Source organism: Pseudomonas sp. 8_5_2 (genome assembly GCF_059295255.1).
This window is the reverse complement of record NZ_CM181238.1, coordinates 2270715-2289963: the sequence shown is the minus strand read 5'-3', so window position 1 is coordinate 2289963 and position 19249 is coordinate 2270715. Positions and strand designations below refer to the sequence as shown.

General features: G+C 61.7%; 16 protein-coding genes and 2 pseudogenes. 7 read left to right on the top strand and 11 right to left on the bottom strand.

Annotation, left to right across the window (positions count from 1 at the left end):
* Positions 1-123 precede the first annotated feature (123 nt).
* From AC5O5R_RS10635 to AC5O5R_RS10600, 8 genes are all read right to left on the bottom strand, one after another.
* Positions 124-1146: a LacI family DNA-binding transcriptional regulator gene (locus tag AC5O5R_RS10635; protein WP_494515323.1), complete on the bottom strand. Its 1023-nt coding sequence runs from the start codon at positions 1144-1146 to the stop codon at positions 124-126.
* 70 nt (positions 1147-1216) lie between these two features.
* The gene (locus AC5O5R_RS10630) at positions 1217-2116 is read right to left on the bottom strand and encodes a DoxX family protein (RefSeq protein ID WP_183674154.1); all 900 of its coding nucleotides are present in this window, start codon (positions 2114-2116) and stop codon (positions 1217-1219) included.
* Complete coding sequence (locus AC5O5R_RS10625; RefSeq protein WP_183674152.1) at positions 2113-2655, bottom strand: GlcG/HbpS family heme-binding protein; 543 nt, start codon at positions 2653-2655, stop codon at positions 2113-2115. The genes AC5O5R_RS10630 and AC5O5R_RS10625 overlap by 4 nt, the downstream gene beginning before the upstream one ends.
* 67 nt (positions 2656-2722) lie before the next feature.
* Positions 2723-3217 carry a GlcG/HbpS family heme-binding protein gene (locus AC5O5R_RS10620; protein WP_320327493.1) on the bottom strand — a complete coding sequence of 165 codons (495 nt, stop codon included), beginning with the start codon at positions 3215-3217 and terminating at the stop codon, positions 2723-2725.
* Between the two features lie 153 nt (positions 3218-3370).
* A complete protein-coding gene (locus AC5O5R_RS10615; protein ID WP_494515322.1) occupies positions 3371-4558 on the bottom strand; it encodes an L-dopachrome tautomerase-related protein in 1188 nt (395 codons plus the stop codon).
* Positions 4559-4593: 35 nt separating this feature from the next.
* Positions 4594-5982: an MFS transporter gene (locus AC5O5R_RS10610; protein WP_494515321.1), complete on the bottom strand. Its 1389-nt coding sequence runs from the start codon at positions 5980-5982 to the stop codon at positions 4594-4596.
* 55 nt (positions 5983-6037) lie between these two features.
* The gene (locus AC5O5R_RS10605; protein WP_494515320.1) at positions 6038-7243 is read right to left on the bottom strand and encodes a mandelate racemase/muconate lactonizing enzyme family protein; all 1206 of its coding nucleotides are present in this window, start codon (positions 7241-7243) and stop codon (positions 6038-6040) included.
* A 119-nt stretch (positions 7244-7362) separates the two neighbouring features.
* Positions 7363-8409, bottom strand: a complete 1047-nt coding sequence (locus AC5O5R_RS10600; RefSeq protein ID WP_320327489.1) for a LacI family DNA-binding transcriptional regulator — start codon at positions 8407-8409, stop codon at positions 7363-7365.
* A 233-nt stretch (positions 8410-8642) separates the two neighbouring features.
* On the opposite strand from AC5O5R_RS10600, the gene AC5O5R_RS10595 reads away from it, so the two are divergent.
* From AC5O5R_RS10595 to AC5O5R_RS10580, 4 genes are all read left to right on the top strand, one after another.
* Positions 8643-9359: a gluconate 2-dehydrogenase subunit 3 family protein gene (locus tag AC5O5R_RS10595; protein WP_494515319.1), complete on the top strand. Its 717-nt coding sequence runs from the start codon at positions 8643-8645 to the stop codon at positions 9357-9359.
* A gap of 70 nt (positions 9360-9429) precedes the next feature.
* Entirely contained in the window at positions 9430-11205 is a 1776-nt protein-coding gene (locus AC5O5R_RS10590; protein ID WP_494515318.1) for a GMC family oxidoreductase, read from the top strand.
* Positions 11206-11215: 10 nt separating this feature from the next.
* Positions 11216-12523, top strand: coding sequence for a c-type cytochrome (locus AC5O5R_RS10585; RefSeq protein WP_494515317.1), 1308 nt, complete (start codon positions 11216-11218; stop codon positions 12521-12523).
* Between the two features lie 137 nt (positions 12524-12660).
* Positions 12661-13911: an amidohydrolase family protein gene (locus AC5O5R_RS10580; RefSeq protein ID WP_494515316.1), complete on the top strand. Its 1251-nt coding sequence runs from the start codon at positions 12661-12663 to the stop codon at positions 13909-13911.
* Positions 13912-14015: 104 nt separating this feature from the next.
* Here AC5O5R_RS10580 and AC5O5R_RS10575 read toward each other — a convergent pair.
* Together AC5O5R_RS10575 and AC5O5R_RS10570 are read right to left on the bottom strand one after the other, a co-directional pair.
* Positions 14016-14438, bottom strand: a pseudogene (locus AC5O5R_RS10575) (EamA family transporter); the annotation flags it as partial.
* Between the two features lie 18 nt (positions 14439-14456).
* A pseudogene (locus AC5O5R_RS10570) lies at positions 14457-15157 on the bottom strand (transporter substrate-binding domain-containing protein).
* Positions 15158-15764: 607 nt separating this feature from the next.
* Between AC5O5R_RS10570 and AC5O5R_RS10565 the strand changes: the two are divergent.
* The gene (locus AC5O5R_RS10565) at positions 15765-16295 is read left to right on the top strand and encodes a hypothetical protein (protein WP_494515315.1); all 531 of its coding nucleotides are present in this window, start codon (positions 15765-15767) and stop codon (positions 16293-16295) included.
* Positions 16296-16708: 413 nt separating this feature from the next.
* Here AC5O5R_RS10565 and AC5O5R_RS10560 read toward each other — a convergent pair whose 3' ends face one another.
* Positions 16709-16855: an antitoxin Xre/MbcA/ParS toxin-binding domain-containing protein gene (locus AC5O5R_RS10560; RefSeq protein WP_426622686.1), complete on the bottom strand. Its 147-nt coding sequence runs from the start codon at positions 16853-16855 to the stop codon at positions 16709-16711.
* Positions 16856-17534: 679 nt separating this feature from the next.
* Here AC5O5R_RS10560 and AC5O5R_RS10555 point away from each other — a divergent pair.
* Positions 17535-18650, top strand: a complete 1116-nt coding sequence (locus AC5O5R_RS10555) for an alcohol dehydrogenase catalytic domain-containing protein (RefSeq protein WP_494515314.1) — start codon at positions 17535-17537, stop codon at positions 18648-18650.
* 45 nt (positions 18651-18695) lie between these two features.
* On the top strand, positions 18696-19235 hold the full coding sequence (locus tag AC5O5R_RS10550; protein ID WP_494515313.1) for a cupin domain-containing protein: 540 nt from the start codon (positions 18696-18698) through the stop codon (positions 19233-19235).
* Positions 19236-19249 lie beyond the last annotated feature (14 nt).

The following is a 19249-nucleotide window of genomic DNA, read 5'->3' as shown; positions in this document are numbered from 1 at the left end:
CGAAAAAGCACGGCGCGAACCGGTTTACCCGGTCGGCCTACTGACGACGGCGGCGCAGATCTTAGGGTGCGGCATTGCGCCACGCCATCATGGCTTTGACGTGTTTACGTCAAAACGCCTCATCTAGCGCAAGTCTTCGACGGTTTCATCGATCACGATACGTAACTGCGGGCGCACCTGGGGCGGCGCGTCGAGGTCGCCGTTGGCGTAAAGCAGTTGTTGAATCGCCGCCTCCGCCTGGCCTTCGGGGTCCTGATCGAGCACCAGCGAGAGCAGCCCTTCACGCAACATTGCTGCATGCGCGGCGGTGGCTTCATGGCTGACCCATACCGGGCGCTGGGCCTGCCTGGCCAGGGCGCGGTAGACCCCCGCCGAACCGCTACCGGTGCTATACAACCCGCTGACCGGGCCTTGCTGCAGATAGTCGTTGAGCTTCGTTGCGTTGAGGTCGTCATCATCGAAGCACTCGACCGGCCCCACCACCTCGACCTGTTGCGCGCGTTCGGCCATCAAATCAAGGAAGCCTTGCACGCGCTGCTGATGAGCGTGGTAGAGCAACGAATTGGTCAAAAGCACCACCCTGCCCTCGCGGCCCTGCACCCATTGGCTCATGAGCCGGCCGGCAGCCCGACCCGCAGCCTGGTTGTCGATCCCCACATAGGTGGTGCCGGCAAGCCCCGGCATGCTGGTGGTGAGCAATACCACCGGCACCCCGGCAGCCACCTGCGCGCGCAAGGCTGCGCGGACGTCCGGGGTATCCTGGGCCACCACGATCAGGCCCTGACGCGGCACCCGCGGATGATTGATGAGGTCCGGCAGCTGCTGGGGGGCTCGCTCCTGCCAGGTGTGGCGCTGCAGTACCAGGCGCGAGCGATGGATCTGCGCCTGCCGACCGAAGGCCGCAGCCAGGCGCTTGAAGTGGTCGGTGGCGCTGTCGACCATCACCAGATCAAAGCGTAACAGCCCATGCACGGCCGAGGGCAGCAGGCGCTTGAGCCCAAGCGCCTGGGCAGCTTGCAACACCTTGCGGCGTTTGGCGTCGGACACGCTGCCGCGCTCGTTGAGCACTCGGTCGACGGTACTCAGGCTGACGCCCGCGCGCTCGGCGACGTCAGCCATGCCTTGACGACGGTCAGACCTGTCCATGGCGAAACATCCGGTTACCAAAACCGCGAAGTCTGCCACGCCGCTGGTGTTTCGCCTACTCCGGCTAGCCCTAGGGCTGATCGCTGCCTTGGGCGTTCACCGCCAGCGGCAGCAGCCGTCGAGGCATGCGCCCGCTGCGGATCAACCAGCCATCGAGGGAGAACTTGCCGGCACCGGTGAACATCACGCCGGCAAACACCACCATCAGCAGCATCACATACTCCCAGCCGCCTCCACCCGCCGAGGCCCAGGCATAGCCGCGGCTCCATTCGCCGCCAAAGCCGACCGTGGCAACCAGGAAATACACCAGGCTGAGCACCGCGCCGAGCCTGGCGAACAAACCCAGCCCGACACTCACGGCGCTGGCCAGCTCGATGAGGCCGCCCAGCACGACGAACGCGGCTGCGGCCTCCCCCAGGCCGAAGCCCTGGAAGCCGGCTTCCAGCCGATGAAACCAGTCCATTCCGGCAAAAATCTTCTCCGAACTGTGGCACAGCTCGTTCAGACCGAAATACATGCGAACCAGGGTGGCCTGCCACAGCAGGGTGCCCAACCAGGCGCTCGATTTTCCCCGGTCGCGGCGCAGGTCGCTGGCCACGCAGTCGACGAACTGCAGGAACAACGGCACGGCGGCGATGCTTGCGACCCACACCATCACCCGCGCATCGGTCATCGCCGCGACTCGCCAGGCGATCAGAAACGGCAGCAGCGACAGCAGGAACCCGGGGGCGAATACCCGAGGCGTCATGAACGTAGCGCTGAACAAGGCCACGCACATCCACAGCGTGCTGGACCAGGCGGCGAAGTCGGGCAGCGAATGATCGACCCAACCGCAGTAGATCGAAGCGAGCAGCGTCGCCGCCAAGCCTGCCACGCCGAGCGCGTTGGGCACCGACGCGGGCTTGAGCACGTTGTAGTCGCGCGCGTAGGCGCCGTCGACGGTGTCCAGGGTCAATAGCGGATTGTTCATGGTCGGCCTCCGTCGGCAATGGAGGTAGGCAGGGTCTTTTCAAAGGCCCGCACAAGGTCAGTGGCGAAGCGCTGTTCCTGGGCATCGCTCGCGCCGCCGGCAACCCCCAGCGCAGCCACTGCCTGGCCGTGCTGGCGCACCACCACTCCCGCTACCGCCGGCAAGATCCCCGGGATGCTGCCCAACTGCAGGTTTTCCTTGCGTGCCAGGTCGTAGAACACGACGGTGTCGACATCATTGATTGCGGCTGAATTGGCTTTTCTGATTGCCGCCTCGACGCAACCCGGTGCCGCGCCATCCATGCGTTTGAACGCGAGCAGGTAGCCGCTGGCGTCTGTCACTGCGATACAGGGATGCACGCCTTCCTGGCTTGCCGCAGCCACCGCCCTGTCGAGCAATGCCGCAGCCCCCTCGAGAGACAGCGTATGGGTGCCACGCAAAGCACCTTCGGACGCCATCGCCCAGGGCGCACAGAGTGTCGCGATGCACAGGATCGACGGCAGGCGCATCGATGCGCCCAGTCTGGAACTCAAGCCCATGGTTCATTCCTTTGTTTGATCAGGGTCCTGGCCCCCTGCCCGGCTGCCGCGCAGGAGGCCATGCGGGTCAGCGCAGGCTCGCGGCGACATCCACGGCAAGCTGCTGTTCGGTGAGGTCGGTTGCACCGCTGATGCCGACACTGCCGACCACGCTGTCGGCGTGTTTGATCACCACGCCGCCCACCGCGGGCAGGATGCCGGGGATGGTGCCGATGGCCAGGTTTTCCTTACGCGCCAGGTCATAGAACGTGATGGTGTCGATGGCGAAGCGCGCGGCGGATTTCGCCTTGGCGATCGACGCCTCGACGCAGCCCGCGTAAGCCCCCTGCATGCGGGTGAACGCCAGCAGGTGGCCGTCAGCGTCGGTCACGGCAATGCAGATTTTCATGTCGCGGCTGCGGGCGATGTCAGTGGCTTTCTGCGCCAGCTGCAACGCCGCTGCGGTGGACAGGTTCTGCTGGGCCACCACCGATGCGCTCGCTGCGTCTGCGGCATGCGCCGCTGGAATGGCAGCAACGCTGAGGGCGAGGGACAAAGCGGCCATGGTCATTGTTGTTTTCATGGGTACATCTCCTTGGGTTTATGACCTGTGCTCACTGCACAGGGCTGGCGAAACGGTTTTTGCGGGCGAGCGCAACCTGCGCGCGCCTTGGCAATCGCGTTTTGGGCGAAGGGTGGGAGTCGGCCTTGCGGTTGACCCGCAAGGCTAGGTTGATCAGCGCTCGGCAGTCGCCAGCGGCTTGCCTGCGACTGCTGGCACGTGTGCACGGGCACCCAGAGCATCCGGCAACTGGACCTTGTAGATCATGAACGGCTTGACCAGCGCATCCTGGCCGCCGGGGCCGCGGTTGGAGGCCATACGCGCGCTCTGTGGCACCGGGATATACAGCTGGCGCTGATCGCTGACGATCATCGCATCGGGGTTCCACAGCCGCGTGTCCTGGGCAACCACACGCAAGGTGCCGTCCGGGCTCAGCACTGTCACCCTTGGTTTGTCGTATTCGCCCAGGTAGAGGTTGCCGGCGCTGTCCATCGCAGTGCCGGTCAGCGGGCTGGTGTCGTAGACGAATTCGACTTTCTCACCCAGAGCCGCCTCGCTCAGTCGGGTGTCACGCAGCGCCTCGGTCGGCACCCGCCACAGCGGCCCACTCAGCGGCTGGTAGTACAACCACTGGCCATCCGGGCTCAATTCGATAGGGTCGGAATGCACCTGGTGATCGCTGCCATCGGCCAGCAGCAGCGGCTGGCCGTTTTCGCCGAACGGCCGGCGCTGAGGATTCATCTGTGTAGAAGGATGCCCGGCCAGGCGGCGTACGGCGTCACCTGTGCGCAGGTTGACGACGATAATGGCACCGAGCCCCGAATCGGTGATGTAGGCATGCTCGCGGTCCAGGCGCAGGTCGTTGAGGTTGGCGCCGGCCGGCAGCACCTTTTCAGGCAGGCTGATGCTGCGCAGCAGCTTGCCGCTGCGGGTGTCGAACTGCAGGATCTTCTGCCCCGGGTTGATGCCCTTGGGGCCGGCGTCCTCGCCCTGGTCGATCGCCCAGAGCGTGTCGTCGTCGAAAATGTGAATGGTGTTGATCTTTACCAGTGCCTGCGCGTTGGGCTTGCCTGGGGCCCACTCGTTCCATTGCCCGCCCGGGAAGGGTTTGAGGCTGCCGTCGGGCAGTACCTCGGCGATCGAAGGGGTTTTCTCGAAGCCCGGCCAGCGTGGCAAGCCGACGAACAAGCGGCCATCGGAGGTCAGGGCCACCGCATTGCAGAGCCAGTCAAGCCTGGCGACTTCGATCAAGGGTTGGCCGCTGGGCGGAATATCATACGCCTGCACCAGCGAAGCGCAGGACAGCCCGAGCGCAAGACCGGCAGTGCGAAGGGTACGGGCAAAGGTCCTTGGGATCATCATTGTTGTTGTCCTTTTCGTCATGGTCCGTAGTGCAATCAGTGGGCGCCGATGGTGTTCAGCGCAGGCTTGTCCGGGCTTTTGCCGGGTACGGTCGGGGCATCGCCTGGCCGGCGCAGCGGGCCGACGATGAACAGGTAGCTGACGAAGGCGCCGACCGCGTTCAGCGCGACATACACCAGGGCGCCATTGAACGACTGCATCGACTGCACCATGTAGCCGATCACCACGGGCGTGACGATCCCCGCCAGGCTGCCGAAGGTGTTGAAGATCGCCCCGTTCATGCCGATGCTGTCCTTGGGCGAAACGTCGGCGATGATCGCCCAGCCCAGCGCCCCCACACCTTTGCCGAAGAACGCCAGGGCCATGAACAGCACCACCAGCAGGTCGGTCGACACGTAGTTGCACAGGATCATGCTCATCGACAGGGTCATGCCGATGAAGATCGGCAGCTTGCGCGCCAGGGTCAGCGACAGCCCTTTGCGCAGCATCCAGTCCGACAGCATGCCGCCGGTGAGCCCGCCGATGAAACCGAAGATCGCCGGCACCGCTGCCAGCAACCCGGCATCCAGTAGCGACAGCCCGCGCTGCTGCACCAGGTACACCGGGAACCAGGTCAGAAAGAAGAACGTCAGCGTGCTGATGCAGAACTGCGCCAGGTAAATGCCCAGGAACATGCGTTGGCGCAGCAACTCACGGGCGCGCGCCCAGGTATCGCGCCAGCCCTGTTGCGGCGGACGGTCACCCGTATGTTCACGCAGGCTGGCGCCACCGGCTTGCATCGTCTGCAGCTCCAGCGGCGTGAGCGACGCATGCTCGATCGGTGCCTTGATCCTGCGGATGAATACCACGCCCATGGCCACCCCGGCCGCACCCATCACATAGAACACCCACGGCCACCCCCAGCGCGTCGAGACCCAGGCGAGCAAAGGCGTGAACACCACGGCGGCAAAGTACTGCGAAGAGTTGAAGATGGCCGTGGCGGTGCCCCTTTCGGCAGTCGGGAACCACATCGACACGATCTTGCTGTTGGCCGGGAAGCACGGCGCTTCGGCCGCCCCCACCAGGAAGCGGAAGGCGAACACCGCGACGAAGGCCAACCCGACCGGCATCATCGCCACCGTGCCGATAAGGCCGGTGAACACCGACCAGGCGACGATGGCCAGGCCCAGCACACGGATGCTGCCGAAGCGGTCGATGGCAAGGCCACCGGGCAGCTGCAACAGCATGTAGGCCCAGGCAAACGCGGAAAACAACCAGCCCATCTGGGCATGGCCCAGCCCCATTTCGTCGGCCAGGCTGGCGCCGGCGATGGACAGCGTGGCACGGTCGCCCTGGTTGATGATCATCATCACGAACAGCAAAGCGATGACTTCATGGCGCCGATGCTCGGCGATGTAACGGCGCAGAGAATGTATTTTTTTCATTGTATTCTCGATACCCGGTCGGCATGGCGGCTCGCACGGAGCCGCGGCCGGGAGGTCAATGGGCGGTGGTTTCACGCACGATGGCATCGGCGCGCCTGCGCACTTCAGGCCGCAGCGCGGTACCCAGGCCGGGTGCGCGCGGGGCCAAGGCATGGCCTGCCTCGATGCACGGCAGCTGCGTCACCAGCTCGCCGTACCAGGTCGCCAACGAGGCTCTGACCACTTCCTGCAGCACCGCCGTAGGGGCGTGCAGCCCCAGATGCAAGCCTGCGAACAGCGCGACAGGGCCAGTGCAGTCGTGGGGGGCCAGGGGTTTGTTGTAGGCCTGGGCGAGCGCGGCGATCTTGCGCGCTTCGGTGAAGCCGCCGCACCACACCAGGTCGAGCATCAGGTAATCGAGGCTGCCGGCATTGAGCAGGTCCCGGTAGGCCGTGCTGCCGCCCAGGGTCTCGCTGGCACAGATCGGTACGCGGGTGCGATTGCGCAGGTCGGCCAGTGCCTGGGCGTCGTCCATCTTGCACAGCGGGTCCTCGACCCAGTACACGTCGAAGTCCTCCAACGCCTGGCAGATGCGCAGCGCGGCCGTGCTGTCCCACAGGCTGTGCAGCTCGACCATGATCTCGATGCGATCGCCTACCGCGGCGCGGATCTGGCGCAACGCTTCGCAGCCCTTGCGTACTTGGTCGAGGCTGATGCTGTTTGCCCCCGGCTGGCGGGCGAACTGGTCGAATGGCCAGATTTTCATGGCCGTGTAGCCCTCCTCGACCAGGCTGACGGCCAGGGCGCCGGCATCGCGGTGGAAAGCCAGCTGATCGTCGTAAGGGCCTTGGGCGCGGTCGGCCGTAGTGATCTCGCGGCGTGCGCCTTGCTGGGTGTTGAAGTCGTAGCCGGCGCAGGTGTTGTACACACGGATGCGGTCGCGGCAGGCACCGCCAAGCGCTTCGTGGACAGGCACGCCATGGCGCTGGCCCTTGAGATCCCACAGCGCGATGTCCACCGCGCTGGCTGCGCGAATTTCCGCGCTGGCGCTGTGGTAGCCGATGTAGGGGGTGGTCAGTTCCAGCGAAATCGCCTCTATCTGGCGTGAGTCACGGCCGATCAAGCCTGGCGCGATGAGTTCGTGCACCGCAGCTTCGACCGTGGCCGCGGCACGGAAGGTTTCACCCAGGCCGATCAGGCCTTCATCGGTTTCGATCTCCAGCCAAAGCAGCTTGGGGCGTTCGGGCAGGCGCAGCGTTCTAACACAGGTAATCTTCGACATTGTTCTTGTCCTGAGTCCTTTTCAGAGAATGGTATCGTTACCATTTCTGCTAAAAAACCTATCGCATCGCTGAGTGGACGACAAGGGGATGCGGAAAATTAATTGCGCGACCGAGAATGTTAACGTTCGCTAGCGGTATCCATGGTGCTGTCACGCTGCACCAGGCTGAAGCCGATGTCCACCGTGGTCTGCGCCTGCTCGCCGCCGGCCAGGCGCTCCAGCAGCAGCGCGGCCGCCGTGTCGCCCATCAACTTGCCGTCGATGCGCACCGTGGACAACGCAGGGAAGGTATGCGCCGCGAAGGCCATGTCGCCGAACCCCATCACCGCCAGTTGCTGCGGTACTCGCAAGCCACGGGCCGCGGCCTCGGTCAGCACGCCCTGGGCAATGGTGTCGGAGGTGCAAACCACCATCCACGGCTCGTGCTCGCCTGGGTTTTCCAGCAGCAGTTGCCGGAGCCCATTACGGCCTTGCTCCAGCGCCGGCAAACCCTGCCAGGTCTGGCGATGCACGTCGGTGATGCCCTGCTCGGCCAGGGTCTCGACAAAGCTCTCGGCCCGGCGCAGCCCGCGTGGGTCATCCACCGCGAACAAGGCAAAGCGCCGATAGCCCTGCCCGGTCAGCACGCGCGCCACCTCGCGCCCGGCCCGCTCGTGGGAGAAGCCGACCAGCATGTCGATCGGTTCATCTGAAAGGTCCCAGGTTTCCACCACCGGTACGCCCGTTGCCCGCAAGCGATTACGGCTGGTGCTGGTGTGCAGGGTGCCGGTGAGGATGATGCCATCCGGGCGACGGCTCAGGATCACCTCGAGCAGCTCCTGTTCCTGCTGGCTCTGGTACCCGGATACCCCGAGCAGCACCTGGTAGCCGGCCTTCGCCAGGCGCTCGTTGATGGCCTGGAAGGTGTCGGAAAACAGCGGGTTGGTCACCATCGGCACCACCAGGGCCACCAGCCGCGTGCGGCTCGACTTGAGCGAACCGGCCAGGCGGTTGTGCACGTAGCCGGTCTGCTCGATGGCCCGCCGCACCTTGAGGCGGGTGGCTTCGCGTACGGCTTCCGGCTGGTTCAGGTAGCGCGACACGGTCATCGGCGCGACACCGGCCAGGCGCGCCACATCGGTCAGGGTGACCGCCGTGCGTGTGTGTTCCTTGCCCTGTGCCGCCATGCCCGCCCTACCCCGACGCTGATCGATTGTTGAAGTGGCGCCAGAGTAGCTTGTGAAAATCTTGAAGGAAACCCGTCAAAACGGCCGTGGCGCAATTCGCGCCACGGCCAATAGACTCGGCCCGCCAGCGCCGAGCCGCCTTTGCGCTGCGCCCATAACAACAACTCGAGCGTCACGCAAGCGCGGTGTGCCTGCACCGGCTCTGGTGAACGCGCGTCCTGAGGATGATGGACATGAACAGACGTGAAGCGCTGATATCACTCGTTCAATTGAGCGCCCTTGGTGCGATCGGCAGCGCCAGCGCGGGCGTGTTGAGCACTGCCCCCCACCCTGCCACCGGCACCCGCGCCGATGTCTTGCCCGTCCCGGCCAAGGCCGGCGGGCTGACCTACCTGACCGAAGCCGAGGCGCACGAAGTGGCCGCGCTGTTCGATCGCCTGATCCCCGAAGACGAACTGGGCATGAGCGCCAGCCAGGCCGGCTGCGTGACGTTCATCGACCGGCAGTTGGCTGGCCCGTATGGCCAGGCTGCCAGCAGTTATCGTCTTGGCCCGTTCAGCCAAGGCACCCCCGAGCAAGGGCCGCAGTTCGCTCACACGCCTGCGCAGCGCTACCGCTTGGGTCTCGAGCGCCTTGGCCAGTATTGCCAAAGCCGCTACGGCCGGGCATTCAGCGCACTGCACGGTGACCAGCAGGATGCCCTGCTCAGGGCGATGGAGGGGGCCGACCCCGCCTTGCCGTCAGAGATCGGTGCCAACTTCTTCGCCCTGCTGCTGCAGAACGTGCGCGAAGGCTACCTGGCCGACCCCATGTACGGGGGCAATCGTGACATGGTCGGCTGGCGCCTGATCGGCTTCCCAGGGGCGCGCTACGACTATCGCCCCTACATCCATCGCAAGGGCGTGCCCTTGGACCTGGAACCGGTGAGCCTGCTCGATCGGGCCAGCTGAAACCCATTCTTCGAACATGCACGCGGCAGCCACGGGCCTGTCGGCAGCCGGCTGCGCGCAAGGAAGCTCCATGAGAACAACAAGACCTAAAGCAGATGTAGTCGTTATCGGCCTCGGCTGGTCAGGCTCGGTGATTGCCGAGGAACTGGCCAGGGCGGGCCTGCGCGTAGTCGCCATCGAGCGCGGTGCCTGGCGCGACACGGCCAGCGATTTCCCGCCGTCGGTGGATACCGACGAACTGCGCTGGGCGACGCGCAAGGAAATTCTCCAGCCGCCCAGCCTCGAGACCTATACCGTACGCAACAACGCCCGTCAGGTGGCCTTGCCGGTGCGTGAGTGGAGCAACCTGACCTTGGGCAACAACGTCGGGGGTGCCGGCACCCACTGGGCGGCGGCCTCCTGGCGTTTCAACCCGTTCGACTTCCAGCCCTACAGCAAGACCATCGAGCGTTATGGCAAGCAGCAGCTGGTACCCGGTCTGCAAGTTCAGGACTGGGGCGTGAACTATGAAGAGCTCGAACCATTCTATGACCGCTTCGAGCGCATCGCCGGCACCAGCGGCAAGGCAGGCGTCATCCAGGGCCAGGTGGTGCCGGGCGGCAACCCCTTCGAAGGCTCACGCAGCCGTGAATTCCCTACCCCGCCCTTGGTGCCCAGCCACTGGAACGACATCTTCAGCCAGAAGACCCGCGAGATGGGTTACCACCCCTTCCCCGTACCCGCAGGTACGATCTCCCAGGCCTACGTCAACCCGCTGGGCGTGCGCATGGGGCCGTGCACCTATTGCGGCTACTGCCAGCTGTTCGGCTGTGGCAACTGGTCCAAGAGCAGCCCCAATGCCTGCGTGGTGCCAGCACTGATGCGCCACCCGAGCTTCGAATTGCTGACCGAAACCGAAGTGCTGCACATCAACAAGGCGCCGGACGGCAAGACTGCCACCGGCGTCACCTTCATCGACAAGCACGGCCAGCGCGGCGAGCAGCCGGCCGATATCGTCATCCTGGCCGCCTACCAGCTGGACAACGTCAGGCTCATGCTGCTGTCGGGCATCGGCGAGCCTTACGATCCGCGCACCCGGCGCGGGGTGATCGGGCGCAACTACAGCTTCCAGACACTTTCATACGCCTACCTGTGGTTCGAAAACGAGCACCTCAACCCGTTCATGAACACCGGTTGCCTGGCCATTCAGATCGATGACTTCAACGCCGACAACTTCGACCACAGCGGGCTTGGCTTCATCGGCGGCGCCGGTATTCAGTCGCTGTCCAACAGCGGTCTGCCCATCGGCATGGCGGGGGTGCTGCCCAAGGGCGCCCCGGCGTGGGGCAAAGGCTGGAAGCAGGCCTTCCGGCACAGCTACCAGAACTGGGCGATGGTCCAAGGCCAGGGCACCAGCTATGCGCATGAAGACGCCTATTTCGACCTCGACCCCACCTACAAGGACAACTACGGTCGCCCGCTGATGCGCATGACCTTCGACTACAACCTCAACGATCAGCGCTCGGGCGAGTTCATCCGCCGCAAGTGCGAGCAGATCGCGCGCGAGGTGGGCGGCACGCGCATCGAGTCCTACAACTTTGCCGCGGACCATTACACCCCATTCCGCGCCAACGACTCTTCGCACACCAATGGCGGCGTGGTCATGGGTACCGACCCGCGCACCAGCGCGCTCAACCGCTACCAGCAGTGCTGGGCCGCGCACAACGTGTTCGTCCTGGGCGCCTCGTCATTCCCGAACAACGGTGGCTACAACCCCACGGTGACCATCGGTGCCCTGGCACTGTGGACGGCCAAGGCCATCCTCGAGCAGTACGTGAAGAACCCCGGCCCGCTGGTACAGGCATGAGAGAAGGCATATGAACAAGAAAAACGCTCTGTCGGCGCTGGCCGTGGTGATGCTCGCAGGCCTGGGTGGTGCTTTGCTGGTCAATGGCGACACCAGCCCGGTCAACGTCGCCGATGACCGGGTCGCTGCGGCCGATGCCGAGCCGGTCGACCCGGCCGCTGCCGCCCGCGGCGCCTATGTCGCGCGACAAGCCGACTGCGCCGCCTGCCACACCGCGCCAGGCGGCAAAGCCTACGCCGGCGGGTATGGCCTGGAGACGCCATTCGGCATCATCTACTCGACCAACATCACCCCCGAGCGCAGCAGCGGTATCGGCAACTGGACCGAGCGGGACTTCTTCCGTGCGGTGCGCCATGGCCAGCACCGCAACGGCCAGCTGCTGTATCCAGCCATGCCCTACAACGCCTACGTCAACATCAATGATGCCGACATGCATGACCTGTGGGCGTACATGCGAACCCTGCAGCCGGTCAAACAGGTGGCACCGAGCAACACACTCGGTTTCCCCTACAACATCCGCCTGAGCCTGCTTGGCTGGAACCTGCTGCATTTCGACAACAAGCCTTTCGTGCCCCAGGCTGAGCAATCCGCGCAATGGAACCGCGGCCGCTATCTGGTCGAGGGCGCCGGCCACTGCGGCGCCTGCCATACCCCGAAGAACTGGCTTGGCGGCGATACCGATCAATACCTGCAAGGCGCCGAGCTGCTTGGCAGCCATGCGCCGGAGATCACCAACGATGCCTATCGCGGCCTTGGCACCTGGAGCAATGAACAGATCCAGGCGTACCTGAAGACGGGTGCGAACCACCAGGCGATCGCCTCCGGCGCCATGGGTGAAGCGGTCGAGTTCTCGACCCAGCATCTGACCAACCCCGATCTGGCCGCCATCGCCGAGTACCTCAAGTCGCTGCCCGGCTCAGGCGCCCAGCCGCCGAAGCCGTTGGCCGCCAGCGAACCCGTCATGCAGCGCGGCGCGCAGGTCTACGAGTACAACTGCATGGCCTGCCACAACCTCAAAGGCGAAGGGATCAACGGCATGGTGACCGCGTTCGCCGACAACCCTGGAGTGCGCACCCCCAGCGGTTCGAATCTGATCGCCACGGTACTCAAAGGAGGCAAGGCGGTGGTGACCGAGCATAACCTGACCGGTGCCGGCATGCCTTCGTTCGACTGGAAGCTGAGCGATGCGGATATCGCTGCTGTGCTTACCTATGTACGCAACAGCTGGGGCAACGCAGCGCCGACCATCCAGGCGGAGCAGGTTGCCCGGGCCAGACACACCCTGAATGCGGCAATGCAAATGCACGCCGAGCATTAACCCGCCGTTACTTCATCACAAGGATGAGACGCATGAAATTACCGATAGTCGCGCTGCTGTTCTTGCTCTGCTCACCCTGGCAACTGGTATCCGCAAAGGAGCCCTCGGCTTCGATACTGATTCAAGGAGGGTGGATCATGACGATGGATCCGACCCTGGGCGATATCGAGCAAGGGGACGTGCTGATTAGGGACGGCCGCATCGTGGCGGTGGGGCGCAATCTGCAGGCCGCTGATGCAGACCCTGTAGATGCCCGCGGGCAGATCGTCATGCCAGGCTTCGTCGATACGCACAACCATCTCTATGTCACGACCATGCGCGGGCAGTTCAGGAACCACCAAGGCCAGTTCTTCCATGTCAGCTCGCGCCTGGCTGCGCAGATGAGCGCCGACGATACCTACACCGCCATGCGCCTGGGAGCGCTGGAGCTGCTGGCGGGCGGCATCACCACCACGGGCGATTACTTCGACAACGTACTGTCGCCAGCGCACAGCGAGGCCGGTCTTCGCGCCTTGCAGGACGCGGGAATTCGCGCCACGTTGTTCTACGGCGGCCCCGACAAGACTACCCGCTACCCCATCGATCTCGAACAGCTCAAGACGCTTGTCCAGCAGGGCGACGGCCTGGTGCGGATGGGCCTGGCATGGCGCCTGCCCCGCAATCGCGAGGATGCCGACAACTGGGCGATGCGCCAGCGTGAATACGATACCGCTCGCCGCCTTGAACTACCGATTCAGGTGCATGTCAGCGGCGAATCGAAACCCATGTTCGACGCGCTCATCACACGTGATTACCTCTATCCTGGCCTTACGGTGGTACATGCCACCGACGCTACGCCAGAACAACTTCAGGCGCTGGAGAAGGCCGGAGGCAGTCTGTCGCTTACCCCGGTAAGCGAGCAGCGGGTCGGCTATGGCCTGACCCGTCTGGACCACTTCAGTGCAGTCACACGCCAAGGGCTGGGCATCGATGGCAATGCGCTGGCAGGCAGCGCTGACATGTTCGCCAGCCTTCGCCTGGTGGCCCTGACCTGGAGCGGCGGGCTGCGCCAAGAAGCAGCGCCAGACCCTCGCGCCCTGTTACGCCTGGCGACACGCGGCGGCGCCGAAGCGCTGGGGCGTGCAGACGAAATAGGCTCGATCACCCCCGGCAAGCGCGCCGACCTGCAGATCATCGCTCTTGACGGCGTCAATACCTCGGGTTTCGCCGGTGGCGATCCGGCAGCCCTGCTGGTTTACTCGGCCCGGCCGGAAAACGTAAGCACCGTGATGGTCGATGGCAGGCTGGTCAAACAGAACGGCAAGCTGCTGGCCCCTGATCTACCCGACCTGTTGCAACGTGCAGCAGTATCAGCATCACAGATGCAAGCGCGCACCGAGCAGCCGTGAACCCGACGTGCGGCACGCCCCAGGAGCACCTGGGGCCTCGATCCGCCTATGCGCCTGGCGCTTGGGCAAGGTAGCTCCGCCAAGCGACCGCGCTGCGGATTATTTCAGCATCCAGCATCTGCTGGTCCGCAGCCGTCTGTGGCGGTGAGCTTGGGGTGCGGTGTGGCAACACCAGCTCGACAGCCACATCCCCCCAACAGGCCCAAGCCTGCCAAGGCAATGACAGCTCCTGCGAGCTGGAGGGCACTGGTCTTTTCACCACTCACGAAATACAGGATCAGAGGAGTGAAAACCACTGCAAGCCCGGTTATGAATCCAGCATTCGAGGGCGACGTGAGCTGGATGCCTGTCGTTTGAAATGCAAACGCAACGAACAGCACACCACCCGCCGCCACGCCGACTAACCAATCCTTTCGTCCTATTCTGAGCAACGAGTTCAAAGCGAACGGCAGCAGGCTGGCCCCTCCAAGCAAGAATAACCAGCTATTGAGGCACGAGGCCGCCATGCCTTGGAAATTATGCTTTGCGACAAAGCTCCAGCCCCATTACTTACCGCTGTAAAGGTTCAAATCACCAAAATACTTCGTTTGGAGCTTGGCGTAGGTTCCATTTTCGTGGATTGCCTTAATGGCCTTATTCAGCTGCGCCTTGAGGTCATCATTGCCTTTGACAACGGCGATGGCCGTTTAGAGGGAAGCAACTCGCTTTCGACTTGCTCGCTCATCTCATAATCAGCACCTTGAGGCGAGCTTAGAAATCCTGCTTTGGCTTGAAGCGTGTCCTGGATAGAAGCATCGAGCCGGCCCGACACAAGATCGTAGTAAACCTGGCTCTGGTTTTGGTAGGACTGAACCTTAACACCCGCCTTCTTCAAAACCGCTTTAGCGTAGCCTTCCTGAATGCTGCCCTGGAAAAATCCAACACTCTTGCCTTTGAGCGAACTCACATCCGCACTGAGCCCAGAGCCCTTTTTATAGACATACGACGTTGGGCCGGAGAACAGTTCATTTGTGAAATCGACTGCTTTTTCACGTACAGACGTGACCGTCATAGAGGACAGCACACCATCGAACTTATTTGCACGAAGCCCAGGAATCAGCCCATCAAAATCACTTTCGATCCATTTGCACTCAGCTTTGAGCTCAGCGCAAATCGCATTTCCCAAGTCAATATCAAACCCAACAACGCTGCCATCTGGAGCCTTGGACTCAAAGGGAGCGTAATTAGCATCTACGCCAAATCTGATCTATTTATACTCTTTCGCTTGCACCAGGCTGATGCAGAAGGGAAGCGCAGCCAAAACAAAAAGCTTACGGAGTGACATCATTTGGAAATCCCTAGATATTGTAATTAAATTAAGGGCTAGCCATTTCGACGATTTTGTGCTCGTCAAAACCACAGTTATCCATGAGCGCTGTATGCCTAAGCGCTTCCGTGCATGGCTGCTGTCATCTTGCTCATGTTGTCATGCTACGCCATCAGTTGACCGGTACAAGATGGCATTAAGCTCGTACTGGCGAGCATTTTGCTCGCCATAGATAGCAATATGCTCGTAGCTTTCTCTTATTTCTAAAACCTCGAGAAAGAGTTAGAGCTGTGTAGGACTAAGAGGATAGCGCACAAGACCCCGAGGGTTGTTCGAAATTGGCCAAATAAAGCGCCCATACCATTAAAGACTGGCACTCTAGACATAAGTTATAAGTATCTATCAGGTTCAGCGGCCTCTCCCACTACCGGTTTCAGAGCGCTGATGGCATTATGCTCATACTGCGTTGCCCATAGGTTTCATCACGCGCACTCGATTGGCCCATAGGACGCCATCGCGATACGCCACATCTTCAAGGATCGTGTTGATGTCCAACGAAAACGCCACGCCAGCCGTCAACCCTTCTGAAGATGCCGTAGTACCCTCGCCCGCTGCTAACACTCCTGTGGAGCTTGATGCTAACCGTAAGGGCCTTCAGGCCTACCTGGTACCAGGGGCTTCTGATTGGGCGCCATTGAATGAAGAAGCCTACACCGTCCTCAAGGGCGTTCCACCACCTGATCCAGCGAGGATCGTTTCCAACCGCACAGCTTTGTCGGACATGCTCGCTGCGGCATTGCAAGTTCCCAATCTTGGCTTCTTGGCAGGAAGTGGAACGTCTTTAGGGGCACCAGGTGGGTCAAGCATGTGGGATCTGTGGACGCGCTCCATGTGCAAACCGGCTCAGGAAGCGGCAGCACACGTGATGGATGAGGTGCGCTACAAAGAAACCATCAATCCAAACATCGAGCATTTCCTTTCACAGTGCGACGCATATCTCGCTTTCAACAAAGACACAACCGTGGAAGGCTTCGTCAGCGAGGTCAGCCTGTTACGGAAGCTATCAATCATCCCGTAGGCCACGTAACGGAGGTGCTGATGAATCTTCGATATAAACAAAATCCAAACGACGGCGATCAGCTTCCAGCTATACTAAAATTATTTTTCACAGCACTCTGCGATTTACAGGCGGCCCGATTCTGACACGGTCGAGCGCCCTCTTTCGTGTGGATATAACTGGGAGGGAGCAATATCTGTTGCCTCTATTCAATGTTCGGTCAAAAACTGCGGTCCGTGATACCTCTTGATTAAGGCTCAGATGAGGAGGGAGATTCCGACGCACGATTACAAAACCTCGACTGTAGCCCATGGCTTGATGCCTCTGCTGACCCTCCTTCTACGCAGGCAAGCTCCACTTGGCAGCCCATCAATCCAGCGGGGTACACATTTGTCAGACCGTGTGACTCTTGGCAGACTCACTGCCCCAGCACATTAATAAACACCGTAATCGAGCCGTATAAGGTGTTCAATGACTTGGCGATAACCTTCGTTATCTCCCAGAAGACTGCAGGGGATTCGCCTCCCTAGACCCAAAGCCGGTTGGGTCAACCAGTCAGCCGCCAGGCCATCGTTCCCCAAGACAAAAGCCGCCAGCCTTCAAATCTGGTCCCGCCGCGCGGCAAAACAACGGAACTGACTGCTCCAGCAACGGGGACCTGCTGAAAGACAAGGGCCGAGCAGAACCATCGCTAGCATGCGGGCCTCCGATATCACTTCTAAATCCTCGGGTCTGACCTACATTACTGCAATGCTTGACCCGAAGCGTCGGTCAGAGATGACCGGTGTTGCCAAGATCCGGCCGAGATACCTTATCCTTCTAGTAAAGCCTCAGCATGCGCTTTCCCGAGCTCCGCTGCTGAATTGCACGATCGTCCGGCCTGCGGACATAGCACCCGGACAGGCGTATGGAATCCTGCCTACGTGCAAAGGAGGCAGGCGCGACAGCCGCTAAGCCCTCAAGCGATTGAGATGAATAGCGGCACCTCCATCTGACGAAAGACATCTTGCATGCTAGCATTCTAGTGATGCATGATGGACACATAACTACAAACAAGCGGTGCCCATCATGGTCAGCATTGCGTGCAGAGCCCCTCTACCTTTCCCTCACGTTTCCACGTGTCGCGATCCTCTAAAGGCCCCCACCCAAGGCAGGCCTTACCCCTGTCGTTTTCTCAAGCGCTTAACCGCTCTCGCGAGCTAGATGCCTGTCTGTTTAGTGCCCACGGCCACTGGCCCAATGAAAATAAGGAAAATAGAAATGAGCATGATGAAAGCTGCCCGTCTGCATAAGGTTGGTCCGACCTTCCAGCTCGACTCGATCGAGGTCCCGAAACCACGTGCACACGACGTAGTTGTGGAGGTGAAGGCTTGCAACTTGGTGCCTAACCTTCGCAATGTCATCGAAAGCTACTCCACATGGTTCCCCTACCTCCCCCTCCCGAAGCTGCCGGCGGTTTATGGCCTGGACGCCTCAGGCATCGTTAAAGAAGTGGGTGAAGGCGTGCACGGCATCAAAGTCGGAGACCGCGTGTACGTGAACCCCGGCCGTAGCTGCGGCTCCTGTCATGCCTGCCTGCGCGGTCAGCATATCAACTGCACCGCATTCACCTTCCAAGGCTACTTCGGGTTTGGCCCAGGCTCCCAAGAAATCTTTGAGGACTACCCCTACGGCGGATTGTGCCAATACATGACCGCGCCGGCATCGGGCTTGGTCAAGCTCCCTGAAGCTATCTCCTTCGAGCAGGGGTGCCGGTTTGGCTATCTCGGCACAGCCTATTCGGCCCTTCGAAAAGCAGCCGTCTGCTCTGGTCAATCTGTGCTGATCAGTGGCGCCACCGGTACGCTCGGACTTGGAGCCGTCCTGCTTGCCCTGGCGATGGGGGCTACAAAAATCTTCGCAATGGCTCGCAACCGCCAATTGTTGGAGCGCGTTCGCGCTCTCGCCCCAGATCGTATTTTCACGATTTCCGTCGGCGATGAGCCACTGGGTGATTGGGTACGTAAGCACACTGATGAGCTCGGTGCTGACGTCTTCATTGATGCGGTTGGCCCTGGCGCTCCTCACGAACTTACCGTTGACGCAATTGGTGCCCTTCGCCGCGGCGGCCGCATGGTGGATATCGGGGGTATGTCTGAGGACCTGCCAGTACCGATGTTCAAACTCATGTGCTTCCAGATTAGCGTGATCGGCTCCCTCTGGTTCACTGTGGCAGAAGGTCAGGACATGGCCGAAATGGCTGCCGCTGGCACCTTGGACCTATCGGTATTCGACCAGGAAGTATTCGCCATCGAACAGGTCAACGAGGCGATGGATGCGATAGCAGATCGCAAAGGCGGTTTCACCAACGTTGTAATCAATCCCAGCCTGACCTGAAACGCAGCGCCGCTCGATCGGGCGGCGCTCAGTCGGAGATCCAACATGAAAGTGAGACGAGTAGTTGCAGGCACGCAGAATGGTAAAGCTGTATTCCTAGCCGACGGTTTCGCGCCTCAGACCCATGAGTACAAAAATATTCCAGGATTCGCTACTTCTTTAATATGGCAAACGGTGGCATCTCCGTCCCTTCCTGAAGCATTTGACGATCCAGTCCAAGCCAGCTCTTCACTGCTGCCTCAGCCTGGAGAAACCAAGTGTCTGGCGGTGAGCTTCCCGCCTGACTCAATCTTCCAGTCCTCGGATTTCAATCCCGAGGAGGCCCATGCTGAGCAGCAACGCCACCTGCTTGGACTGTATGAATGCTTCGACCCTGAGCGACCAGGCATGCACGCATCTCCGACAGTCGACTACGGCATTGTGGTCAAAGGCCCTCTCATTCTCGAACTGGACGACGGCCAGATCAGGGAGCTCGCGAGCGGAGACATCGTGGTGCAGCAAGGCAATATACATGCTTGGCGAAACCCCGGGACCGAACCTGCGTGGGTTACATTCGTCCTGATTGGCGCCCACGTCCTGCGGTAAAAAATTACATAGGA

Excerpts from the sequence above, each read along its gene's own strand:
- AC5O5R_RS10585 (WP_494515317.1), top strand. The coding sequence starts at position 11,216 with ATGAACAAGAAAAACGCTCTGTCGGCGCTGGCCGTGGTGATGCTCGCA.
- AC5O5R_RS10600 (WP_320327489.1), bottom strand. The coding sequence starts at position 8,409 with ATGGCGGCACAGGGCAAGGAACACACACGCACGGCGGTCACCCTGACC.
- AC5O5R_RS10630 (WP_183674154.1), bottom strand. The coding sequence starts at position 2,116 with ATGAACAATCCGCTATTGACCCTGGACACCGTCGACGGCGCCTACGCG.
- AC5O5R_RS10610 (WP_494515321.1), bottom strand. The coding sequence starts at position 5,982 with ATGAAAAAAATACATTCTCTGCGCCGTTACATCGCCGAGCATCGGCGC.
- AC5O5R_RS10625 (WP_183674152.1), bottom strand. The coding sequence starts at position 2,655 with ATGGGCTTGAGTTCCAGACTGGGCGCATCGATGCGCCTGCCGTCGATC.
- AC5O5R_RS10555 (WP_494515314.1), top strand. The coding sequence starts at position 17,535 with ATGAGCATGATGAAAGCTGCCCGTCTGCATAAGGTTGGTCCGACCTTC.
- AC5O5R_RS10605 (WP_494515320.1), bottom strand. The coding sequence starts at position 7,243 with ATGTCGAAGATTACCTGTGTTAGAACGCTGCGCCTGCCCGAACGCCCC.
- AC5O5R_RS10615 (WP_494515322.1), bottom strand. The coding sequence starts at position 4,558 with ATGATGATCCCAAGGACCTTTGCCCGTACCCTTCGCACTGCCGGTCTT.
- AC5O5R_RS10635 (WP_494515323.1), bottom strand. The coding sequence starts at position 1,146 with ATGGACAGGTCTGACCGTCGTCAAGGCATGGCTGACGTCGCCGAGCGC.
- AC5O5R_RS10550 (WP_494515313.1), top strand. The coding sequence starts at position 18,696 with ATGAAAGTGAGACGAGTAGTTGCAGGCACGCAGAATGGTAAAGCTGTA.
- AC5O5R_RS10620 (WP_320327493.1), bottom strand. The coding sequence starts at position 3,217 with ATGAAAACAACAATGACCATGGCCGCTTTGTCCCTCGCCCTCAGCGTT.
- AC5O5R_RS10565 (WP_494515315.1), top strand. The coding sequence starts at position 15,765 with ATGTCCAACGAAAACGCCACGCCAGCCGTCAACCCTTCTGAAGATGCC.
- AC5O5R_RS10580 (WP_494515316.1), top strand. The coding sequence starts at position 12,661 with ATGACGATGGATCCGACCCTGGGCGATATCGAGCAAGGGGACGTGCTG.
- AC5O5R_RS10595 (WP_494515319.1), top strand. The coding sequence starts at position 8,643 with ATGAACAGACGTGAAGCGCTGATATCACTCGTTCAATTGAGCGCCCTT.
- AC5O5R_RS10590 (WP_494515318.1), top strand. The coding sequence starts at position 9,430 with ATGAGAACAACAAGACCTAAAGCAGATGTAGTCGTTATCGGCCTCGGC.